Raw genomic sequence first — 20,945 nt, 5'->3', positions numbered from 1 at the left:
GGCGTCAGACCAGCTTGACCAGCTGCTTGCCGAAGTTGCGGCCCTTGAGCATGCCGAGGAACGCCTCGGGCGCCGCCTCCAGGCCTTGCGCCACCGATTCGCGCGGCCGCAGCTTGCCGGTGCCGACCAGGGTGCCCAGCTCCTTGAGCGCGTCCGGCCACACCTCCATGTGCTCGCTGACGATGAATCCCTCGATCCGCATGCGGTTGGTGAGGATCAGCTGGGGATGGGCCATCGGGATCGGCTGGCCGTCGTAGCCGGCGATCATCCCGCACATCGCGATGCGCGAGAACGCGTTGGCGCGCAGCATCACCGCGTCCAGGACCATGCCGCCGACGTTCTCGAAATGGCCGTCGATGCCGTCGGGGCAGGCTTCCTTCAGCGCCTTGGACAGCGACTGCGCGTCCTTGTGCTGCTTGTAGTCGATGCAGGCGTCGAACCCGAGCTCGTCGGTCACGTAGCGGCACTTGTCGGGGCCGCCGGCGATGCCGACCGCGCGCGCGCCGCGCACCTTGGCGAGCACGCCGACCGCGCTGCCGACCGCACCGCTGGCGGCGCTGACCACGACGGTCTGCCCCGCCTTGGGCTCGATCAGCTTGACCAGGCCGTACCAGGCGGTCACGCCCGGCATGCCGACGGCGCCGAGGTAGTGCGACAGCGGCACGTGCGTGGTGTCGACCTTGCGCAGGGCGCCGGGCTGGCCGGCATCCACCACGCTGTACTCCTGCCAGCCGCCCATGCCCGTCACCTGGTCCCCGGCCGCGTACTTGGGATGCCGGCTCTCGACGACCTCGCCCACGGTGGCGCCGATCATCACCTGACCGAGCGGCTGCGGCTGGGCGTAGCTCTTGCCTTCGTTCATGCGCCCGCGCATGTAGGGGTCGAGCGAGAGGTAGTGGTGCCGCACCAGCACCTGGCCGTCCTGCAGCGCGGGCGTGCCGGCGGTCACCAGCTTGAAGTTGGCGGTGCTGGCCTCGGCCGTGGGGCGGCTGTCGAGGACGATCTGGCGGTTCTGGGGCATGGCGGATTCCTCAGTCGGTGGAGATGGGGTTCAGGCCGTTGGTGCTCTTGGGCCCGATCGGCAGGCGCTTGACGTACTTGAAGGTGCCGGTGGCGTGGGCACAGGCGCGCCCCGCCTCGTCGAAGATGGTGGCCTCGGTGAATGCCATCGTGGCGGTGCGGTGCATCAGCCGGCCGACGCCACTCAGCCGGCCGCGCGCCGGCTGCATGAAGCTGGTCTTCATCTCGATGGTCACGACCCCCATCTCGCGGTCGACGCTGCGCGCGGCCACCGCCATGGTCACGTCCATGAGCGTCATCACGGCGCCGCCGTGCGTGACGTTGAAGGAGTTCAGGTGCTCGGGTCGGGCCTCGAAGGCCAGGCGCGACTCGCCATCCTCCATCTTCTCGAGCTGGAACCCGAGGTGCTCGACGAAGGGGATGCGGACGCCGAAGGTGGTTTCATCCATGGTGCGAAAGGCCGGCCCGCACGGGTGCCGGCACAGGAGAAGAAGGGACGCGCAGGCGGGCCATGTCAGCCGGTCACTCGGTCGGCGGTCAGCCGCCCGTGATGACGCTGGTGCCGCCGTCGACCGCCAGCCACTGGCCGGTGATGTGCTTGCCGGCGTCGGAGGCGAACAGGACCGCAGTGCCCTTGAGGTCCTCGTCGTCGCCCAGGCGGCCCAGCGGCGCATGGGCGGCCAGCTTGTCCTCGCCCAGGCGCTCCAGCGTGCCCTTGGTCATCTTGCTCGGGAAGAATCCCGGGCAGATCGCGTTGACGGTGATGTTGTGGCGCCCCCATTCGCAGCCGAGCGCGCGGGTGAAGTTGATGACGGCGCCCTTGGACGTGTTGTACGCCAGGGTCTGCATCTCGGGCGGATTGCCGCCCAGGCCGGCGATCGACGCGATGTTGATGATGCGGCCATTGCGGCGCGGGATCATGCTCTTCTTGGCGATGTGCTGGCTCAGGATGAAATAGCCGCGCACGTTCAGGTTCATCAGCTTGTCCCAGGCCTCGACGGGATGGTCCTCGGCCGGAGCGCCCCAGGCGGCACCCGCGTTGTTCACCAGGATGTGGACGTCGCCCATGCGCTCCAGGGTTTCGTCGGCCATGCGGCGGATCTCCTCCTCGCGCGAAGCATCGGCGGCGATCCAGCGCGCATCGATGCCCGCCGCCTGCAGGTCGGCCGCGGCCTCCTCCAGGTCGGACGCCTTGCGCGACGTCAGCATGATCTTCGCGCCGGCCTCGCCCAGCGCGTGCGCCAGCTGCAGGCCCAGGCCGCGCGAGCCGCCGGTGACCAGGGCCGTCTTGCCCTTGAGGTCGAACAGTTGCTGGATGGTGCGGGTCATGTCGTTCCTCGGTTGGAGTTGTCGGTCGATTGTGCGCCGGGGGGGGTCGTCTCCCGCAGCCGCGAGCGCACCCAGATCAGCACCAGCCCGGCGGCCACGGCGATGCCGCCCAGCACGCCGAGCGACCAGCCGGCCACCAGGTGGGCCCCACCGGTGGCGATGCCCAGGACCACGCCGAACAGGCCCCCGTAGATGAGGATCCAGACCAGGCGTTCGACCCAGGCCAGTGCGCGTGCGGAGGCCATGTCAGAACGCCTCCTCGGGCATGTCGGCGCAGGTCGGGTCGCGCGTCTCCACCACCCGCAGCCAGGCACCGATGCGCGGCAGTTCGTAGTGGAAGAAGTAGCGGGCCGACTGCACCCGCCCGACCTGCGCGAAGCTGCGGGACGCTGCGTCGGCCGGCACGGTGAGCAGCACGTCGAGCCAGATCCAGGCGATCACCGCGTGGCCGAAGGCCTGCATGTACGGCACGGCGTTCGCCAGCGCGGCGGCCGGGTCTGCGCTGGCCCAGGCGGCCTTGGTGGCGGCCCCGACCTGCTGCAGCGCCTGGGCCAGCGCGTTCGCGTGCGCGGCCAGGTCGGGCCGCTGCATCGCGGCCTCGATGGTGCGATTGATACGGCCAGCGACCAGCTGCAGGCCCTTGCCGCCTTCCATCACGACCTTGCGTCCGAGCAGGTCGGCGGCCTGGATGCCGTGGGTGCCCTCGTGGATCATGTTCAGGCGGTTGTCGCGCCAGTACTGCTCCACCGGGAAGTCGCGCGTGTAGCCGTAGCCGCCATGGATCTGGATTGCCAGCGAGTTCGCTTCCAGGCAGAACTCGCTGGGCCAGCTCTTGGCGATGGGCGTGAGCACCTCCAGGAGCAGCCGCGCCTCGTCGGCCGCCTCGGGCGTGCCCGTGTGCTGCTCGTCGACCAGACGGGCGCAATACAGCATGAGCGCGAGCGCGCCCTCCCCGTACGACTTCTGCGCCAGCAGCATGCGCTTGACGTCGGCGTGCTCGATGATGCGGATCTGCGGTTGCGCGGGATCCTTGCCCGCGGGCCCCACGGGCCGGCCCTGCGGCCGGTTCCTGGCGTAGTCGAGCGAGGCGTAGTAGCCGGCCAGGCCGAGTGCGGTGGCGGCCATGCCGATGCCGATGCGGGCCTCGTTCATCATGTGGAACATGCAGCGCAGGCCCTCGTGCGGCTTCCCCACCAGGTAGCCGATGGCGCCGGCGCCGCGGCCGTCGAGCCCGCCGCCCTGGCCGGCACGCACGGGGTACTTGCCTTCGCCGAAATTGAGCAGCGTGTTGGTGGTGCCGCGCCAGCCGAGCTTGTGGTTCAGGCCGGCGAGCGCGACGTCGTTGCGCTCCCCGGTGAGCTGGCCGTCGGGGCCCACCAGCTTCTTCGGCACGATGAACAGCGAGATGCCGCGCGTGCCCGGGATCAGCTTGCCGTCGGGGCCGGGGATCTTGGCCAGTACCAGGTGGATGATGTTCTCGGCCAGCTCGTTCTCGCCGGCGGAGATCCACATCTTGTTGCCCTTGAGCCGGTAGCGGGGGCCGAGGGGGTCGGCCTCGAACCCCTCGCCGTCGGGGACGGCGCGCGTGGTGATGTCCGACAGCGAGGAGCCGGCCTGCGGTTCCGACAGGCACATGGTCCCGGTGAAGCGCCCGGCGAACTCGTTGCGTGCGAACACCTGCTTCTGCATCTCGGTGCCGTGCACCATCAGCAGGTTGGCGTTGCCCTTGGTCAGCAGGCTCGAGCCGATGCTCACCGAGGCCACCGCGAAGAAGCCATTGGCCGCCGCCTCGATCGTGTAGGGCAGCTGCATGCCGCCTTCCTCGTAATCCTGCGCGGCGCTCACCATGCCGGATTCGACGTACGCGCGGTGCGCGTCGTGGGTCGCCTGCGGCAGCACCACGCGCAGGCCGCCCTGCCCGTCGTCGACGGCGCGCGGCTCCTCGGTGTCGACCAGCCGGTTGAACGGCGCGTACTTCTCGCGGGCGATGCGCTCGCAGGTGTCGAGCACCGCGTCGAAGGTCTCGCGCGAGTGGTCGGAAAAGCGGGAACGCTCCTGCAGCGACTCGGCCCGGAGCCAGTCGTAGAGCAGGAAGTCGAGGGTGGCGCGGAGGGAGGACATGCGGGGGCCGGTCAGGTCGGGCCGGGCTGCCCCGGCCCCGGGCCGGACGCCGCCGAGTGCGGGGCCGGCCCGGCGGCGGGCCGCGCCCACCGCGACGGGTTGAGGATCAGAGGACTTCGAACACGCCGGCCGCGCCCATGCCGCCGCCGATGCACATGGTGACCACGACGCGCTTGGCGCCGCGGCGCTTGCCTTCGATCAGCGCGTGGCCGGTCAGGCGCTGCCCCGACACCCCGTACGGGTGGCCCACCGCGATGGCGCCGCCGTTGACGTTCAGGCGGTCGGCCGGGATGCCCAGCTTGTCGCGGCAGTACAGGACCTGGACCGCGAAGGCTTCGTTCAGCTCCCACAGGTCGATGTCGCTGACCTTCAGGCCCAGCTTCTTGAGCACCTTCGGCACGGCGAACACCGGGCCGATGCCCATCTCGTCGGGCTCGCAGCCGGCCACCGCGAAGCCGAGGAAGCGCCCCATCGGCTTGAGGTTGTTCCTGCCCGCGTAGTCCTCGCTCACCAGGACGCAGGCGCCGGCGCCGTCGGAGAACTGGCTGGCATTGCCGGCCGAGATCACGCCGCCGGGCAGCGCGGGACGGATGCCGCTGATGCTTTCCTTGGTCGTGCCTTCGCGCAGGCCTTCGTCGGCGCTGACGGTCACTTCCTTCGTGCGCAGGCCCATCACGGGGTCGGCCACGCCGGCCTTCACGGTGATGGGGGCGATCTCGTCGTTGAACTTGCCGGCGGCCTGGGCCGCGCAGGCCTTCTGCTGGCTGCCGGCGCCGTATTCGTCCATCGCGTCGCGGCTGATGTTGTAGCGCTTGGCCACCTGCTCCGCGGTCTGCAGCATCGACCAGTAGATCTCGGGCTTCTTCTTGTCCAGGTCCAGGTCGCGCAGCATGTGCTGGTTCATCTCCTGCTGCACGCAGGAAATGCTCTCGACGCCCCCGGCCACGTACACGTCGCCCTCGTCGGCGATGATGCGCTGCGCGGCCATCGCGATGGTCTGCAGGCCCGACGAGCAGAAGCGGTTGACGGTGGCGCCCGCCACGGTGATCGGCAGGTCCGCCATCAGGGCGATCTGGCGCGCGATGTTGGCACCGGTCGCACCCTCGGGGTTGGCGCAGCCCATGAGCACGTCCTCGATCGCGGCCGGGTCGACACCGGCGCGCTGGACCGCGTGCCTGACCGCGTGGCCGCCCAGGGTGGCGCCGTGCGTCATGTTGAACGCGCCCTTCCAGCTCTTGGTCAGGGGCGTGCGGGCGGTGGAGACGATGACAGCGTTGGTCATGGTGAGCCTTTCGAAGGGGAAATCAGGTCGCGGGGACGTTGAGGTTGGTCAGGAGCTGGTGGTAGAAGCGCACCAGCTCGGCGAGGTTGGACGTGGCGATGCGCTCGTTGGTGCCGTGGAAGCGGGACAGGTCTTCGGGCTTGGCCCGCACCGGCGAGAAGCGGTAGATGTGGTCGCTGACGGGCGTGAAGTGCCGCGAATCGGTCGCCGCGATCATCAGGCCCGGCGCGACGATGGTGCCGGGGAACACCGAGCGCACCGTGCGGTTGATCAGCTGGTAGGACGACGACTGCGTGGGCGACACCGGCGACGGCTCGGCGGCGCCGGGCAGCGCGATCAGCTCGAAGCGGTCACCCGACTTGGCCTTCACATGGTCCATCACGCCGGCGATGGTGTCGCCCGGCAGCAGCCGGAAGTTGACGGTCGCCTCGGCCTGGCCGGGGATCACGTTCTCGGCATTGCCGGACTTCATGATCGTCAGCGCCGTCGTGGTGCGCATCATGGCGTTGGTGCTGGCGCCCTTTTCCAGCTGCGCCTGCACCATCGGGCCGAACAGCCACAGGTTCGACAGCGCCACGCGCTGGAAGCCGCCCATCTCCGGCGCGATCGTCTCGAACATCTCGCGACCGACCCCGCGCAGGCCCGCCGGCAGCTGCTCGTCGTCTAGGCGCCGCAGCGCGGCACTCATCATGCCGATGGCACTGGAGCCCTTGGGCGGCGGCATCGACGAGTGGCCGGGGGTGCCGGGCACCTTCATCACCACCGACAGGAAGCCCTTCTCGGCGATGCCGATCAGCGCGGCCGGCCGCGACAGGCCGGGCATGATGCCTTCGGTGATCAGCAGGCCTTCGTCGATCACGAAGTCCAGGCGCACGTTGCGCTCCTGCAGGAGCTTGACCATCTGCTGCGCGCCGCGCAGGCCGGCGATCTCCTCGTCATGGCCGAAGCCGAGGTAGACGGTCTGGCGCGGCTGGAACCCCGAGGCCAGCAGCATCTCGACCGCTTCGAGCTGGGCGACCAGGTTGCCCTTGTCGTCCCAGGCGCCGCGGCCCCAGACGTAGTCGCCTTTCACCTCGCCGGCGAACGGCGGCACTTCCCACTTGTCCTCGGTGCCCGGCGAGATCGGCACCACGTCCTGGTGCGCCAGGAACATGACGGGCTTGGCCTGCGGATCGCTCCCGGGCCACGTGTACAGCAGGCTGTAGCCGGCGACCACCTCGCGCTTGAGCGTGGCGTGCACGCGCGGGAAGCGGCGCTGCAGGTCCTCGTGCAGCTTGCGGAACTCGGCGGCGTTCGCATCCGGATCGTCGCGGCTGGCGATGGTGCGGAACCGCACCGCCGACGCCAGCTTCTCGGCGACCGCCTTCTCGTCGACGGCCAGCGCGGGCGCGCGGGGCACCTCGAGCTGGCGCGAGCCCTGGCGCAGGGTGTTGACGGCCACGGCCGCGACGAGCAGCAGCAACAGGGCCAGGAGGACGAGGGCGACGCGCTTGAGCATGGTGGTGGGCCGCCGCGGCGCCCGGGTGGCGGGGCGCCCGCGGTGGGTCCGCTCGCGCGGACCCGGCGGCGATCAGTTGAAGGTCTTGCCTTCGGCGACCAGGCGCTTGATCAGCGGCGCCGGCTCCCAGAACGTCGCATCGTCGCGCGGGTTCTGCTGGAAGCGCTTCATGGCCTGCATCACGTTGAACAGGCCGACCTGGTCGGCGTACAGCATCGGGCCGCCGCGGTGGATCGGGAAGCCGTAGCCGGTGAGGTAGACCATGTCGATGTCGCTGGCGCGCGAGGCGATGCCCTCCTCCAGGATGTGCGCCGCCTCGTTCACCAGGGCGAACACCAGGCGCTGGACGATCTCGTCATCGGAGATCTTGCGCGGCTCGACGCCGAGCGACTTGCGGTGCTCGGCGATCATGTCCTCGACCAGCTTCGACGGGATGGCATCGCGCTTGCCTTCCTTGTAGTCGTACCAGCCGGCGCCGGTCTTCTGGCCGAAGCGGCCGAGCTCGCACAGCTTGTCGGCGGTGCGGCTGTACAGCATGTTCGGGCGCTCGACGGCCCGGCGCTTGCGGATCGCCCAGCCGATGTCGTTGCCGGCCAGGTCACCCATGCGGAACGGGCCCATGGCGAAGCCGAACTTCTCGATCGCCTTGTCGACCTGCTGCGGGGTGGCCCCCTCGTCCAGCAGGAAGCCGGCCTGCCGGCTGTACTGCTCGATCATGCGGTTGCCGATGAAGCCGTCGCACACGCCGGAGACCACGGCCGTCTTCTTGATCTTCTTGCCGAGATCCATGACGGTGGCCAGGACGTCCTTGGCGGTCTTCTCGCCGCGCACCACCTCCAGCAGCTTCATCACGTTGGCCGGGCTGAAGAAGTGCATGCCGACCACGTCCTGCGGGCGCTTGGTGAACGCCGCGATCTTGTTGACGTCGAGGGTCGAGGTGTTGGAGGCCAGGATGGCGCCCTGCTTGACCTTGGCGTCCAGGGTCTCGAACACCTTCTGCTTGACGCCCATCTCCTCGAACACGGCCTCGATCACGAGGTCGCAGTCCTTCAGGTCGTCGTAGCTCAGGGTCGTCCTGAGCAGGGCCATGCGCTGGTCGAGCTTGTCCTGCTTGAGCTTGCCCTTCTTGACCTGCGCTTCGTAGTTCTTGCGGATGGTGGCGATGCCGCGGTCGAGCGCCTCCTGCTTCATCTCGAGGATGGTCACCGGAATGCCGGCGTTCAGGAAGTTCATCGAGATGCCGCCGCCCATGGTGCCGGCACCGATGACGCCGACCGACTTGACCGCGCGCTTGGGCGTGTCTTCCGGGACGTCCGGGACCTTGGAGGCGGCGCGCTCGGCCATGAAGATGTGGCGCAGCGCACGGCTCTCTGGCGTGAGCATGAGATTCATGAAGATCTCGCGCTCGAACAGCATGCCGTCATCGAACTTCTTCTTGGTCGAGGCCTCGACGGCGTCGACGCACTTGACCGGTGCCGGGAAGTTCTTGGCCATGCCCTTGACCATGTTGCGGGCGAACTGGAAGTAGGCGTCGCCCATCGGGTGCTTGCTGGGCAGGTCGCGCACGCGCGGCAGCGGCCGCGCGGCGGCCACCGAGCGGGCGAAGGCCAGGGCCTCTTCCAGCAACGTCTCGGGCGAGGACGCCATCTTGTCGAACAGCTTCTGCCCCGGCTGCTGCGCCAGCAGCTCGCTCTTGACCGGCTCGCCGGAGACGATCATGTTCAGCGCGGTCTCGACGCCCAGCACGCGCGGCAGGCGCATGGTGCCGCCGGCCCCCGGGATCAGGCCCAGCTTGACCTCGGGCAGCGCGATGTTGGCGCCGGGCGCGGCGATGCGGTAGTGGCAGCCCAGCGAGAGCTCCAGGCCGCCGCCCATCGCGACGGAGTGGATGGCCGCGACCACCGGCTTGGGCGAGTTCTCGATCGCCAGGATGACCGACAGCAGGTTCGGCTCGGCGATCGCCTTGGGCGAGCCGAACTCCTTGATGTCGGCGCCACCGGAGAAGGCCTTGCCGGCGCCGGTGATGACGATGGCCTTGACCGCCGGGTCGGCGACCGCCTGCTCCAGGCCCGCCGTGATGCCCTGGCGGGTGGCCAGGCCCAGACCGTTGACGGGCGGGTTGTTCATCGTGATCACGGCAACGTCGCCGTGCACCTTGTAGTCAGCCGACATGGGCGGTCTCCTGAAGATGGGATTCGGGAAGGAAAAAGAACGGTCGTTCGCTTCGGCAGCGATTGTAGGAACCCGATGCTGCGGTGCAATGCGGGCTTGTCTCAGTTGGGACAAGCCCCGGGCCTCACACCTCCAGCCATTCCTTCCGAGTGTAGGCATCGGCGCGCAGGCTGTCAGGCGTCCCCTGAAACACGATGCTGCCGTGGCCCATGACGAGCGCCCGGTCGGAGATCGCCATCGCGATGGTGAGCTTCTGCTCGATCAGCAGCACCGACACCCCCCGCTGCTTGAGCTTGCGCAGGTATTCGCCGACCAGCTCGACGATCTTGGGGGCGAGCCCTTCCGTGGGCTCGTCGATGATGATGAGGTCGGGGTCGCCCATCAGGGTGCGGCAGAGCGTGAGCATCTGCTGCTCACCGCCCGACAGGACGCCCGCCTCGGTGTGCTGGCGCTCCTTCAGGCGCGGGAACATCGTGTACATGTCGTCGAACGACCAGCGCCCCTTGGACCCCTTGCGCTTCTCGCCCAGCAGCAGGTTCTGGTGCACCGTGAGCTTGGGGAAGATGTCGCGGTTCTCGGGCACGTAGCCGATGCCCAGGTGGGCGATCTCGTACGCCTTGCGGCCCAGGATCTGCTGGCCTTTCCAGTGGACCTCGCCAGTGCAGTCGACCATGCCCATGATGGCCTTGGCGGTGGTGGACCGCCCCGAGCCGTTGCGGCCCAGCAGTGCGACGATCTCGCCCGGCTGCACGTCGAAGTGCACCCCATGCAGCACGTGGCTCTTGCCGTAGTAGGCGTGCAGGTTGTCAATCTTCAGCATGCCGTTCTCCGTGCCAGGGCGCACACCGGGCAGCCGCGGCCGGTGCGTGGCGCGGTGGGATGCCAAGTGCGCCGGATCATCGCGCACCTCCCGCCTGCGCGTCGGCGATGTGCGAGCCCAGGTAGGCTTCCTGGACCTTCTGGTTGGCGCGCACCTTCTCCGGGGTGTCGAAGGCGATCACCTCGCCGTAGACCACCACCGCGATCTTGTCGGCCAGGCCGAACACCACGCCCATGTCGTGCTCGACGGTCAGCAGCGTCTTGCCCACGGTCACTTCCTTGATCAGTTCGATGAAGCGGCGCGTCTCGCTCTTGCTCATCCCGGCGGTCGGTTCGTCCAGCAGGATCACGTTGGCCCCGCCGCCGATGGTGATGCCGATCTCCAGGGCACGCTGCTCCGCATAGGTCAGGTTGGTGGCCAGCACGTCGCGCTTGCGCTCCAGGTGGATCATCTCCAGCAGTTCGTCGGCGCGCCGGTTCACGTCGTCCAGTTGCGAGAGAAAGCGCAGGAAGGTGTAGCGGTAGCCCAGGCTCCAGAGCACCGCGCAGCGCAGGTTCTCGTAGGTGCTCAGGCGCGGGAAGATGTTGGTGATCTGGAAGCTGCGCGACAGGCCCAGGCGGTTGACCTCGAACGGCCGCTTGCCGTCGATGCGCTGGCCGTTCAGCAGCACCTCGCCGCTCGAGGGCACGAGCCGGCCGCTGATCAGGTTGAACAGCGTGGACTTGCCCGCGCCGTTCGGCCCGATGATGGCCACGCGCTCGCCCGCAGCGACCTGCAGGTCGACCCCGCGGATGATGTCGGTCTTGCCGAAGCTCTTGCGCAGGCCCTTCAGTTCCAGCGCCCAGGCGCCGGCCGCCGGCGCGCGCTCTGCCGCATTCATAGTGCCTCCCGCCGCTTGATCTCGCGCTCGATCTCTTCCTGCGTGGTGTCCCACTGGCGCTTGAACGCCCGCCGCGCGACCTCGAACAGGCCGATGGCCGTGACCAGCACGAACACCGCGCCGGCCCAGGCGTCCACCGAATGCGTGTCCAGCCGCGCCCCCATGAACGGCACCACCGGACCGAGGGCCGAATTCAGCTGGATGTGGTAGATCATCTCCACGACCGCCGCGATGCCGAAGATGGCGAACAGTGCGGTGCCGCCCAGCGCCAGGTACGACACCCACAGGGTGCGCAGCTTGCCGAACTTGGCCACCCGCAGGTTCATCATGATCAGGCTGGCCACGCCCCCTGGCGCGTACATCACCATGAACAGGAACACCAGGCCCAGGTACAGCAGCCATGCCTTGCTCAGCTCCGACAGCAGGATCGACGCGAACACCAGCAGCACCGCGCCGATCATCGGGCCGAAGAAGAAGATCGCGCCGCCCAGGAAGGTGAACAGCAGGTAGCCGCCCGAGCGGATGCCCGAGAGGCTGTCGGCCGCGTTCACGATCTCGAAGTTGATCGCCGCCAGCCCGCCGCCGATGCCGGCGAAGAAGCCGGCGACCATGAAGGCGAAGTAGCGCACCCGCTGGGTGTTGTAGCCCACGAACTCGACGCGTTCGGGGTTGTCGCGCACCGCGTTCAGGATGCGCCCGAGCGGCGTGCCGGTGAAGGCGTACATCGCGGCGGTGCACAGGAAGCAGTAGACCGCGATCAGGTAGTAGACCTGGATCTGCGGGCCGAACGACACGCCGAACAGCTTGCTGCCGTACACGCGGTTGGTGGTCACGCCGCCCTCGCCGCCGAAGAAGCCGGGGAACATGAGGGCCATCGAGGCCACCAGCTCGCCGATGCCCAGCGTGATCATGGCGAAGGTGGTGCCCGACTTCTTGGTCGTCACGAAGCCGAACAGCGCCGCGAAGAAGAGGCCCGCCAGGCCGCCGACCAGCGGGATGAACACCAGCGGCAGCGGGATCGCCCCCTTGGACGCCAGGTTCATCGCGTGCACGGCGATGAACGATCCCAGCCCGACGTACACGGCGTGGCCGAAGCTGAGCATGCCGCCCTGCCCCAGCAGGATGTTGTACGACAGGCAGATGACGACCAGGTAGCCGATCTGCGAGAGCATGGTCAGCGCCAGGCTGCTCTTGAACGCCAGCGGGGCCACGGCCAGCACCAGCGCGAACAGCGACCAGATCACGTAGCGGCCGATGTTGAGCGGCGTGAAGCTGTAGTGGGTCTTGGTGGTGGCCATGTCAGTCCTCCCGCTTGCCGAGGAGGCCCTTGGGCCGGAAGATCAGGATCAGCACGAGGAACAGGTAAGGCAGGATGGGAGCGATCTGCGAGATGGTCAGCGACAGCAGCGGATAGGCGAAATTCTGTTCGGTGACCTGCACGCCGGCCGCCGCGAGCAGCGACGCGGCCGAATGGTCGAGCGCCACCGCGAAGGTCTGCACGACACCGATCAGCAGCGACGCGAGGAATGCGCCGGCCAGCGAGCCCATCCCGCCGACCACCACCACCACGAAGATGATCGACCCCACCGAGGCCGCCATGGCCGGTTCGGTGACGTAGGTGTTGCCGCCGATCACCCCGGCCAGCCCGGCGAGCGCCGCGCCGCCGCCGAAGACCAGCATGAACACGCGCGGCACGTTGTGGCCGAGCGCCTCGACCATGTCGGGGTGCGTGAGCGCCGCCTGGATCACCAGCCCGATGCGGGTGCGCGTGAGCAGCAGCCAGACCCCGAGCAGCATCAGCAGCGCGACCAGCATGATGAAGGAGCGCGACTTCGGGAATTGCGTGCCGTACAACGTGAACAGCGGCCCCTGCAGCTGGGTCGGCAGGCCGTAGGGCACCGCCGAGCGGCCCCAGATCAGCTGCACCAGCTCCAGGATCAGGTAGGACAGCCCGAACGTCACCAGCAGTTCCGGCACGTGTCCCCACTTGTGCACCCGCCGCAGGCTGTAGCGCTCGAACAGCGCGCCCAGCGCGCCCACCAGCAGCGGCGCCACCAGCAGCGCAGGCCAGAAGCCCACCACGCCGGAGACGGTGTAGGCCAGGTAGGCGCCCAGCATGTAGAAGCTGGTGTGCGCGAAGTTGAGCACGCCCATCATGCTGAAGATGAGGGTCAGGCCCGAGCTGAGCATGAACAGCAGCAGGCCGTAGCTCACCCCGTTCAGCAGCGAGATGGTGACGAACTCCGAATTCATGGTCCTCCGACGTCAAAAAAAAGGCCCGATCGAGGGTCGGGCCGGGCCGCACGCGGGAGCGCGCCCTCGGCGCGCCCCGGCTCAGGACGGACGCTTCATCTGGCAGGACGTCGGCGTGCTCGCGACGTACGGCTCGTAGTACTTGACCGGCACGAAGGTGTAGCCGGTGCTCTCGGCGTCGATCGGGAACTTGCCGCCAGCCTTCTCCCAGCGCGAGACGTACAGCCCCTGCTGCATCTGGTGGTCGGTCTTGCGCATCTCGACGTCGCCGTTGAAGCTCTTGAAGCGCATGCCCTCCAGCGTGGCCGCTACCTTCACCGGCTCGGTGCTCTTGGCCTTCACGAAGGCTTCGGACAGCATGGTGTAGGCGTGGTAGGCCGCCGAGGTGTACAGGTCCTCGTTGAAGCGCTTCTTGAACGCCACGCTCAGGCGCTCGATGTCGCCGCCCATGTTGTAGTGGCCGTAGCCGACCTGGTAGACGCGTCCGGCCGCGTTGGCGCCCATGGCCGTGGGCGTTCCGCTGACCGTGCCGTAGTAGGTGTAGAACTTGACGTTGTTCAGGCCGGCGTCGTTGGCCGCCTTGATCAGCAGCGCCAGGTCGGAGCCCCAGTTGCCGGTGATCACGCTGTCGGCGCCCGACTGCTTGATCTTGGCGATGTAGGGGGAGAAGTCGCGCACCTGCGCCAGCGGGTGGAGATCCTCGCCGACGATCTGGACGTCGGGGCGCTTGCGCTTGAGGTTCTCCTTGGCGTACTTGGCCACCTGCTGGCCGTGCGAGTAGTTCTGGTTGAGCAGGTAGACCTTCTGGATGTCCTTCTGGTCCTTCATGAAGGTGGTCAGGGCCTCCATCTTCATGGAGGTGTCGGCGTCCAGGCGGAAGTGCCAGTAGCTGCACTTGCTGTTGGTCAGGTCGGGATCGACCGCGGCGTAGTTGAGGTACACGACCTCCTTGCCGGGGTTGCGCTCGTTGTGCTTCTCGATGGCGTCGATGATCGCCAGCGCGGGACCCGAGCCGTTGCCCTGGACCACGTAGCGGGCGCCCTGGTCCATCGCCGAGCGCAGCGCCGCGGTGGTCTCCTGGGGGCTGAGCTTGTTGTCGATGCCGATGATCTCGAACTTCACGCCAGCCGGGTTCTTCTTGTTGAACTCCTCGGCGAGGAACTGGTAGGTCTTGAGCTGGTTGGTGCCGACGGCGGCCATCAGGCCGGACAGCGGGTCGAGCCAGGCGAGCTTGACGGTCTCGCCCTTCTGGGCCGCGGCCAGTGTCGACACCGCGCAGAGGGCGGACACTGCAACCAGTCGCATTGCGAATTTCATCGTTGTCTCCTGGGTGGGATGGAACGCCCGGAGGGTACAAGTAATGTTGCAGTGCACCGCTCAGGGAATGCCCGTAAGGCACCCCCTCCCCTATCGCCCAGGCGACACGCATCGCGCCGGGGCAATGGGGCAGCGTCGGTCAGGCGGTCGGCAGCCTGTAGTCGCGCAGCGTCTCGCGCAGCCGCGTCTTGAGCATCTTGCCGGTGGCTCCCAGGGGAATGGCGTCGACGAACACCACGTCGTCGGGCACCTGCCACTTGGCGGTCTTGCCTTCGTAGAACTTCAGGATGTCCTCTCGCGTGACGTCGGCGCCCGGTCGCTTGACCACCACCACGATGGGCCGCTCGTCCCATTTCGGGTGCGGCATGCCGACGCACGCGGCCATCTGCACCGCCGGGTGTGCCATGGCGATGTTCTCGATCTCGATCGAGCTGATCCATTCGCCGCCGGACTTGATCACGTCCTTGCTGCGGTCGGTGATCTGCACGTAGCCGTCGGCATCGATGGTGGCGACGTCCCCGGTGGGGAACCAGCCGTCCACCAGCGGGTCGCCGCCCTCGCCCTTGAAGTACTCGCGCACGATCCAGGGCCCGCGCACGTGGAGGTCGCCGAACGCCTTGCCGTCCCAGGGCAGCTCGGCGCCCTCGGGGCCGACGATCTTGAGGTCGACGCCGAAGATGGCGCGGCCCTGCTTGAGCCGGATCTTCATCTGCTCCTCGGGCGGCATCTCCAGGTGCTTGTTCTTCAGGGTGCACAGGGTGCCGAGCGGGCTCATCTCGGTCATGCCCCAGGCGTGCAGCACCTCGACGCCGTACTCCTCGCGGAAGGCATGGATCATGGCCGGCGGGCAGGCCGAGCCGCCGATCACCGTGCGGCGCAGGGTGGAGAAGCGCAGGTTGTTCGGCTTCAGGTGGCCCAGCAGCATCTGCCACACGGTGGGCACGCCGGCCGCGTAGGTGACCTTCTCGGCTTCGATCAGCTCGTACACCGACCTGCCGTCCAGCGCCGGCCCCGGGAACACCAGCTTGCAGCCGGTGAGCGCCGCGGAATACGGGATGCCCCAGGCGTTGACGTGGAACATCGGCACCACCGGCAGCACGGAGTCCCGCGCCGACAGGCCCATGACGTCGGGCAACGCCGCCGCGTAGGCGTGCAGCAGCGTGGAGCGGTGGCTGTACAGGGCCGCCTTCGGATTGCCCGTGGTGCCGCTCGTGTAGCACATGCTCGAAGCCGAGTTCTCGTCGAAGCTGGGCCAGTCGTACGTCGTCGGGTGGCCGCCGATCCAGTCCTCGTAGGCCACCAGGTTCGGGACGCCCGTGTCGGCCGGCAGCTTGCCGCTGTCGCACAGCATCACGTACTGGCGGATGCTCGGGCACTTCGCATGCACCGCCTGCACCAGGGGCAGGAAACTGGCGTCGAAGCACAGGACCTGGTCCTCCGCATGGCAGGCGATCCAGGCGATCTGGTCCGGATGCAGGCGCGGGTTGATGGTGTGCAGCACGCGGCCCGAGCCCGACACGCCGAAATACAGCTCCAGGTGCCGGTAGCCGTTCCAGGCGAGCGTCGCCACGCGGTCGGAGAACAGCAGGTTCTGCCGGTCCAGCGCATGCGCCACCTGCCGCGAACGCCGGGCGACATCGCGCCAGGTGTACCGGTGGATGTCGCCCTCGACCCGGCGCGACACGATCTCGGCGTCGCCGTGGTGGCGCTCGGCGAAATCGATCAGCGACGAGATCAGCAGGGGTTGGCTTTGCATCAGGCCGAGCATGGTGTCTCCTTGTGGCGTACGGCTGGGAAAGGCGCCCATGCTAAGGCGAACGCGGCGTCTCCGGGAAAGCCCGCAGACGCGCGCCCGCGGCGCCCGGCGGTCAGGCCGGGCGGGCCGGGACCACCGGCAGGACGGGGTCGACCGCCCGCTCGAAACTGAGCACGACCGTGGTGCCCTGCCCCAGGGTGGACTCCACCCGCACCATGCCGCCGGCCGACTGCATCACGCGCTGGCAGAACAGCAGGCCCATGCCGTTGCCCCCGGTGCCGCGCGTGGTGACCGGCTCGCGGGTCAGGCGCGCCAGCACGTCGGGCGCGATGCCCGGGCCGTTGTCGGTGAACCGGATCCAGCCGCGCGCGCCCTGCGCCCCCGGCTCGCAGCCGGCACGCACCGCCAGGCGGGCGTCCGGGCGGCCGCGCAAGGCCTGGAGCGAGTTCTTCGTCAAGGTGCACAGCACCAGGTACAAGAGGTCGCGCCGGCCCGGCAGGCGGAAATCCGATTCCACTTCTGCGCAGACCCAGACACGCTCGTCGCGCTCGAACGGGAACTCCGCCATCAGCGCCTCCAGCAGGGCCGACGCGCTGACCGTCTGGGGCGCAGCCCCCGGGTAAGCGTCGCGGGCGGACTGCAGGAACGTCGCGACCAGCGACTGGCAGTAGAGCGCGCGCCGCTCGGCCCGCTCCAGGGCGGCCAGCAGATCCCCCGGGTGGTCCTCCTCGAACTGCACCAGCCTGGGGCCGGCGCCGTGGTCGGCCGCGCCGGCCGGCCGGTGGCGGGCCGCCACGCTGGCGACGCAGCCCCGGACGGTGGCCAGCGGCGTGTTCAACTCGTGCGCCAGGAAGCCCAGCGTCTCGCGCAGCGCCGACACGCGTCCCTCGTTGAGGGCCCGCTCCAGCGCCTGGCTGCGCGACAGCGCGAGCGCCTCGCGCAGGGCCTCGCGCGTGGGCTCGTCCTCCAGCGGCTTCTCCAGGATGCGCAGCACCCTCCCCTGGTTGACCGCCGCGATCGCCACGTCCTTCTCGGCATAGGCGGTGACCAGCAGGCGCACCAGATGGCGGTGCTCGCGCTGCACGGTGCGCAGCAGCTTCATGCCGTCCTGCTGCGGCATGCGGTAGTCGGTGACCAGCACGGCGAACTCCTGCCCGCGCGCGGCGAGGGTGGCCAGGGCCTCGTCGACGCTGCCGGCCGTGGCCACCTCGAACTCGCCGCCGAAGCAGCGCGCGAACCACTTGCGCGACGGCGCCTCGTCGTCGACGAACAGCACGCCCTGGGCGTGCGCGGGCATGGCGGGGTGGCTCAAGCGATCCTCGCGGGATCCTGCCGCGCGCCGTAGTCGCGCAGCGCCTGCTCGGTGCGGCCGGCCAGCGTCCGCAGCTGCGCGAGCCAGCCGCTGTCCTGCGGCCAGCTGCGCTGCTCGAGCACCGGCACGTAGATGCGCCGCACGTGGTGGTAGAGCGCCTGCGCGCCGGCCTCGCCGCTCATGCCCAGGAGCGAATGCAGCGCGTCGCGGGCCTGGTCGAGCTCCTGCCGCTGGACGGCATCGGCGAGCACCTCCACGAGCCTCGCGATCTCGGGCAGGTAGTCGGCCAGCAGTTCGTCCAGCAGTCCCAGCCGCTGGTAGCTCTCCAGGCGTGCGACGTTCAGCAGCGGCCCTTCCACCGGCGGCGGCGCTGCGGGCGGCTGCGCTTCCGGCAGCGGCAGCGCGCGCGTGCCCGCGAGCACCGATGCGAGGGAGTCGTACAACAGGCCGGCGTCGACCGGCTTGACCAGGAAACCATCCATGCCGGCGCTGCGGGCGGCGTCGATCGCCGGGGCATCGGAATGCGCGGTGAGCGCCACGATCGGGACGCGTGCCCACGGTCGCCCGCTGCCGCGGATCGCACGCGCGGCCTCGACACCATCCAGGCCCGGCATGCTCAGGTCCATCAGCACGGCGTCGAACCGCTGCCCCGACCCGAGCTCGTCCAGCACCGCGATGCCATGTTCGACCTCCACCACCGTGGCGCCGGCTTCCTGCAGGTACGCGCTGACGGCGCGCCGGTTGAAAGGGCTGTCGTCGGCCAGGAGCAGGCGGCGGTCCCGCAGCGGCCGGTCCACGGCTGGGGACGGCCGCCGCGCCAGCGCGCGCTGCAGCGCCAGGGCCAGCGGCAGCTGGGCGCAGGGCTTGCTGATGAAGCCGTCCATGCCGGCGCGCTGCGTCTTCACCCGCGCGACGTGCACCGGTTCGCTGGTGTGGGCCACGATGCGCACGTAGCGGTTGGCAGGGGCCTCGCCCTGCCGCACGCGCTGGACCACCTGGTAGCCATCGAGCACCGGCATCTGCAGGTCCAGCAGCACCAGGTCGTAGGCGTGACGGGCCAGCAGGTCGAGCGCGCGCTGGCCGTCGGGCGCCTCGTCCACCTGCAGGCCGAGCGGGCGCAGCTTGTGCCGGGTGGTCACCCGCTGGGCGGCGTCGTCCTCGACGAGCAGCAGGCGCTTGCCCGAGAGGCTGGCGCGCGCTGCCTCCAGCACCGACAACCGGTGCAGCTCGCGCTCGGCCTCGCCGATGGGCGGCAGGCGCAGGGTGAACTCGGTGAACTCGCCCTGCCGCGACTCGCAGCGGATCTCGCCGGCGAACGCCTTCATCACGCGCTGGCAGTAGGCCAGCCCGAGGCCGGTGCCGCCGGATTTGCCCACCGAGCGGAACGGCTCGAACAGGCCGGCGAGCACGTCCGGCGCGATGCCCGGGCCGTTGTCGCGCACCTTCACCTGGTGCGACCCGACGGTGATCTCCACCCGCGTGCCCGGGTACGGCTCGAGGTAGTACAAGGCGTTCTTCAGCAGGTTGAACAGCACGAACAGGAACGCCGTCTCGTCCCCGCGGAAGTGGAAGTCGCCCAGCACCTGCACGGCGACGCGCCCGCGGGCCTCCTCGCTGTCGTAGGTGTACTCGTCCACCGCCTTCTGCACCACCTCGGCCGCGGAGAGGTACGAGAACCCCGCCTCGTCCAGCGGCTTGGCGCTGACCTCCTCGAGCGTCATCGAGATCACCTGCAGGCCGCGGTCGATGGCCTGTTCGCCCTGCGCCAGGTGCCGGTACAGCGCCTCGACCTCCGCCGGTGCGACCGGCGCGACCTGGCCGCCGACGCCGGGGACCGGCAGCACGCGCTGCATGCTCTCGAGGCTGTAGCGGATGCGCGCCAGCGGATAGCGCAGCTCGTGCGCGATCGAGCCCGCCAGCGCCTGGGTGGCGCGCAGCTTGCGCTCGGTCTCGATCTGCTCGGTGGAGAACTTGAACAGGTTGGCACCGATGGCGATCACCAGGTAGGCGGGCAGTTGCGCCACCATGTCGGCGGCGATCGGCACGCCGGGGTGCGTGAGGCGGAACAGCGCCACCGCCAGCCCGGAGCCCAGGCCGAGCATCACGAAGGTGTTGCGCCAGTCGGTCAGCAAGGTCAGGAAGCACAGCGAGATGAAGCCGTTGGAGATCGCAGGCACGCCGCCGCCGCGTTCCAGGCCCGTGTAGACCGTGAAGAACGGCAGGCTGTAGACCATCGCCGCGTACGAGAACGGGATGTAGTAGGGCTTCAGGCGGGCCGGCCAGAGGTCCTGCAGGCCCAGGGCCAGCATCGCCAGCACGACCCCGGTGCGCAGCTCGAGGTCGTCCAGCACCTGCGGATTGGGCCGGGTGAACCGCAGGAAGTAGAAGGCGCAGAAGGTCAGCATGCCCAGCAGGCCCATGTACTTCAGGCGCGGCGGGCCGTACGCGTGGTAGGCGTGGTAGTGGTCGTACAGGCGCCGGATCGGGTTCATTGCAGCGCCCCCGCGCCCTGGGGCATCCGGTCGCAGACCGCCCGCATCACCACCGGCGTGCAGCCGTGGATGAGCGAATAGGGCTCGCCGCCCGCCCCGCCGCCCACGTCCTTGACCACCACCGAGTAGCCGAACCGGCGGTACAGCCGGGCCAGCGCCGGCTTGCAGGACGCGAAGATGTTTTCCACCGGCACCTGATCCACCATGTGCAGCAGTGTCAAGGCAAGGCAGCGGCGAAGCAACTCCGGCCCTGCGCGGTATCGGGGGGCGAGCACCAGGCGGCCGACCTCCCAGCTGTGGTCGCGCATGCCGGCAGGCAGGTCGGGCTGGCGGTCCAGGAAGGCGTCGCAGGGCGCCAGGCCCTGGTTCAGGGGCAGCATCCGGATCGTGCCGATCAGGGTTCCCATGCACTCGAAGGCGCCGACCACGCCCAGCTCGTCTCTTTTTTTTCGAGCCGCGCGAAGGCCGGCGACTCCCGGAGCTCGGCGGGTAGCACGATGTTCTCGCGCAGGTGGGCGACCTGCCGCAGCTGGGCCGGCGTCGCGACCTGCCGGAAACCGATCTGCTCGAGGGGGACCTCGACGCGCAGGTCGTCGCCGGGCACACCGGCGCGGGGCGGCAGGCCGAGGCCGGCGGCGGGGTAGACGGAACCGGGGCGCGCGACCGCGCCTGCTTCCATGGACAAGCTCATGC

General features: G+C 69.2%; 18 protein-coding genes. All 18 read right to left on the bottom strand.

Translation table 11 applies throughout. The annotated features are described in order from the left end of the window. Positions 1–4: 4 nt before the first annotated feature. The 18 genes from VFE82_RS08665 to VFE82_RS08580 all read right to left on the bottom strand — a co-directional run bounded on the left by VFE82_RS08665 (position 5) and on the right by VFE82_RS08580 (position 20,931). Positions 5–1,021, bottom strand: coding sequence for an NADP-dependent oxidoreductase (locus tag VFE82_RS08665; protein ID WP_324999854.1), 1,017 nt, complete (start codon positions 1,019–1,021; stop codon positions 5–7). Positions 1,022–1,031: 10 nt separating this feature from the next. Then, positions 1,032–1,469: a PaaI family thioesterase gene (locus tag VFE82_RS08660; protein WP_324999853.1), complete on the bottom strand. Its 438-nt coding sequence runs from the start codon at positions 1,467–1,469 to the stop codon at positions 1,032–1,034. 88 nt (positions 1,470–1,557) lie between these two features. Continuing rightward, positions 1,558–2,349 carry an SDR family oxidoreductase gene (locus VFE82_RS08655; RefSeq protein ID WP_324999852.1) on the bottom strand — a complete coding sequence of 264 codons (792 nt, stop codon included), beginning with the start codon at positions 2,347–2,349 and terminating at the stop codon, positions 1,558–1,560. Then, positions 2,346–2,594: a hypothetical protein gene (locus VFE82_RS08650; protein ID WP_324999851.1), complete on the bottom strand. Its 249-nt coding sequence runs from the start codon at positions 2,592–2,594 to the stop codon at positions 2,346–2,348. The genes VFE82_RS08655 and VFE82_RS08650 overlap by 4 nt, the downstream gene beginning before the upstream one ends. A gap of 1 nt (position 2,595) precedes the next feature. Beyond that, positions 2,596–4,470 carry an acyl-CoA dehydrogenase gene (locus VFE82_RS08645; RefSeq protein WP_324999850.1) on the bottom strand — a complete coding sequence of 625 codons (1,875 nt, stop codon included), beginning with the start codon at positions 4,468–4,470 and terminating at the stop codon, positions 2,596–2,598. A 106-nt stretch (positions 4,471–4,576) separates the two neighbouring features. Then, positions 4,577–5,752: an acetyl-CoA C-acyltransferase gene (locus VFE82_RS08640; protein WP_324999849.1), complete on the bottom strand. Its 1,176-nt coding sequence runs from the start codon at positions 5,750–5,752 to the stop codon at positions 4,577–4,579. A 22-nt stretch (positions 5,753–5,774) separates the two neighbouring features. Further along, positions 5,775–7,250: a M20 family peptidase gene (locus VFE82_RS08635; RefSeq protein ID WP_324999848.1), complete on the bottom strand. Its 1,476-nt coding sequence runs from the start codon at positions 7,248–7,250 to the stop codon at positions 5,775–5,777. Positions 7,251–7,322: 72 nt separating this feature from the next. Next, positions 7,323–9,422 (bottom strand): 3-hydroxyacyl-CoA dehydrogenase NAD-binding domain-containing protein, encoded by a 2,100-nt coding sequence (locus VFE82_RS08630; protein WP_324999847.1) that lies wholly within the window; start codon positions 9,420–9,422, stop codon positions 7,323–7,325. 124 nt (positions 9,423–9,546) lie between these two features. Beyond that, on the bottom strand, positions 9,547–10,242 hold the full coding sequence (locus tag VFE82_RS08625; RefSeq protein WP_324999846.1) for an ABC transporter ATP-binding protein: 696 nt from the start codon (positions 10,240–10,242) through the stop codon (positions 9,547–9,549). A 76-nt stretch (positions 10,243–10,318) separates the two neighbouring features. Further along, positions 10,319–11,122, bottom strand: coding sequence for an ABC transporter ATP-binding protein (locus VFE82_RS08620; RefSeq protein ID WP_324999845.1), 804 nt, complete (start codon positions 11,120–11,122; stop codon positions 10,319–10,321). Beyond that, positions 11,119–12,420 carry a branched-chain amino acid ABC transporter permease gene (locus tag VFE82_RS08615; protein ID WP_324999844.1) on the bottom strand — a complete coding sequence of 434 codons (1,302 nt, stop codon included), beginning with the start codon at positions 12,418–12,420 and terminating at the stop codon, positions 11,119–11,121. Before VFE82_RS08615 ends, VFE82_RS08620 begins: the two co-directional genes overlap by 4 nt. 1 nt (position 12,421) lies before the next feature. Further along, complete coding sequence (locus tag VFE82_RS08610) at positions 12,422–13,375, bottom strand: branched-chain amino acid ABC transporter permease (RefSeq protein ID WP_324999843.1); 954 nt, start codon at positions 13,373–13,375, stop codon at positions 12,422–12,424. Positions 13,376–13,456: 81 nt separating this feature from the next. After that, positions 13,457–14,692 (bottom strand): branched-chain amino acid ABC transporter substrate-binding protein, encoded by a 1,236-nt coding sequence (locus VFE82_RS08605; RefSeq protein WP_324999842.1) that lies wholly within the window; start codon positions 14,690–14,692, stop codon positions 13,457–13,459. Positions 14,693–14,831: 139 nt separating this feature from the next. After that, complete coding sequence (locus tag VFE82_RS08600; RefSeq protein ID WP_324999841.1) at positions 14,832–16,460, bottom strand: 3-(methylthio)propionyl-CoA ligase; 1,629 nt, start codon at positions 16,458–16,460, stop codon at positions 14,832–14,834. A gap of 100 nt (positions 16,461–16,560) precedes the next feature. Then, positions 16,561–17,760 carry a hybrid sensor histidine kinase/response regulator gene (locus VFE82_RS08595; protein WP_324999840.1) on the bottom strand — a complete coding sequence of 400 codons (1,200 nt, stop codon included), beginning with the start codon at positions 17,758–17,760 and terminating at the stop codon, positions 16,561–16,563. Further along, positions 17,757–20,252 carry a hybrid sensor histidine kinase/response regulator gene (locus VFE82_RS08590; RefSeq protein ID WP_324999839.1) on the bottom strand — a complete coding sequence of 832 codons (2,496 nt, stop codon included), beginning with the start codon at positions 20,250–20,252 and terminating at the stop codon, positions 17,757–17,759. The genes VFE82_RS08595 and VFE82_RS08590 overlap by 4 nt, the downstream gene beginning before the upstream one ends. After that, positions 20,249–20,659 (bottom strand): N-acetyltransferase, encoded by a 411-nt coding sequence (locus tag VFE82_RS08585; RefSeq protein ID WP_324999838.1) that lies wholly within the window; start codon positions 20,657–20,659, stop codon positions 20,249–20,251. The genes VFE82_RS08590 and VFE82_RS08585 overlap by 4 nt, the downstream gene beginning before the upstream one ends. Further along, positions 20,647–20,931, bottom strand: coding sequence for a hypothetical protein (locus VFE82_RS08580; protein WP_324999837.1), 285 nt, complete (start codon positions 20,929–20,931; stop codon positions 20,647–20,649). The genes VFE82_RS08585 and VFE82_RS08580 overlap by 13 nt, the downstream gene beginning before the upstream one ends. Positions 20,932–20,945 lie beyond the last annotated feature (14 nt).

This window comes from Ramlibacter sp., from assembly GCF_035655895.1.
Lineage (GTDB): Bacteria > Pseudomonadota > Gammaproteobacteria > Burkholderiales > Burkholderiaceae_C > Ramlibacter.
This window is presented reverse-complemented; position numbering and strand designations above follow the sequence as displayed.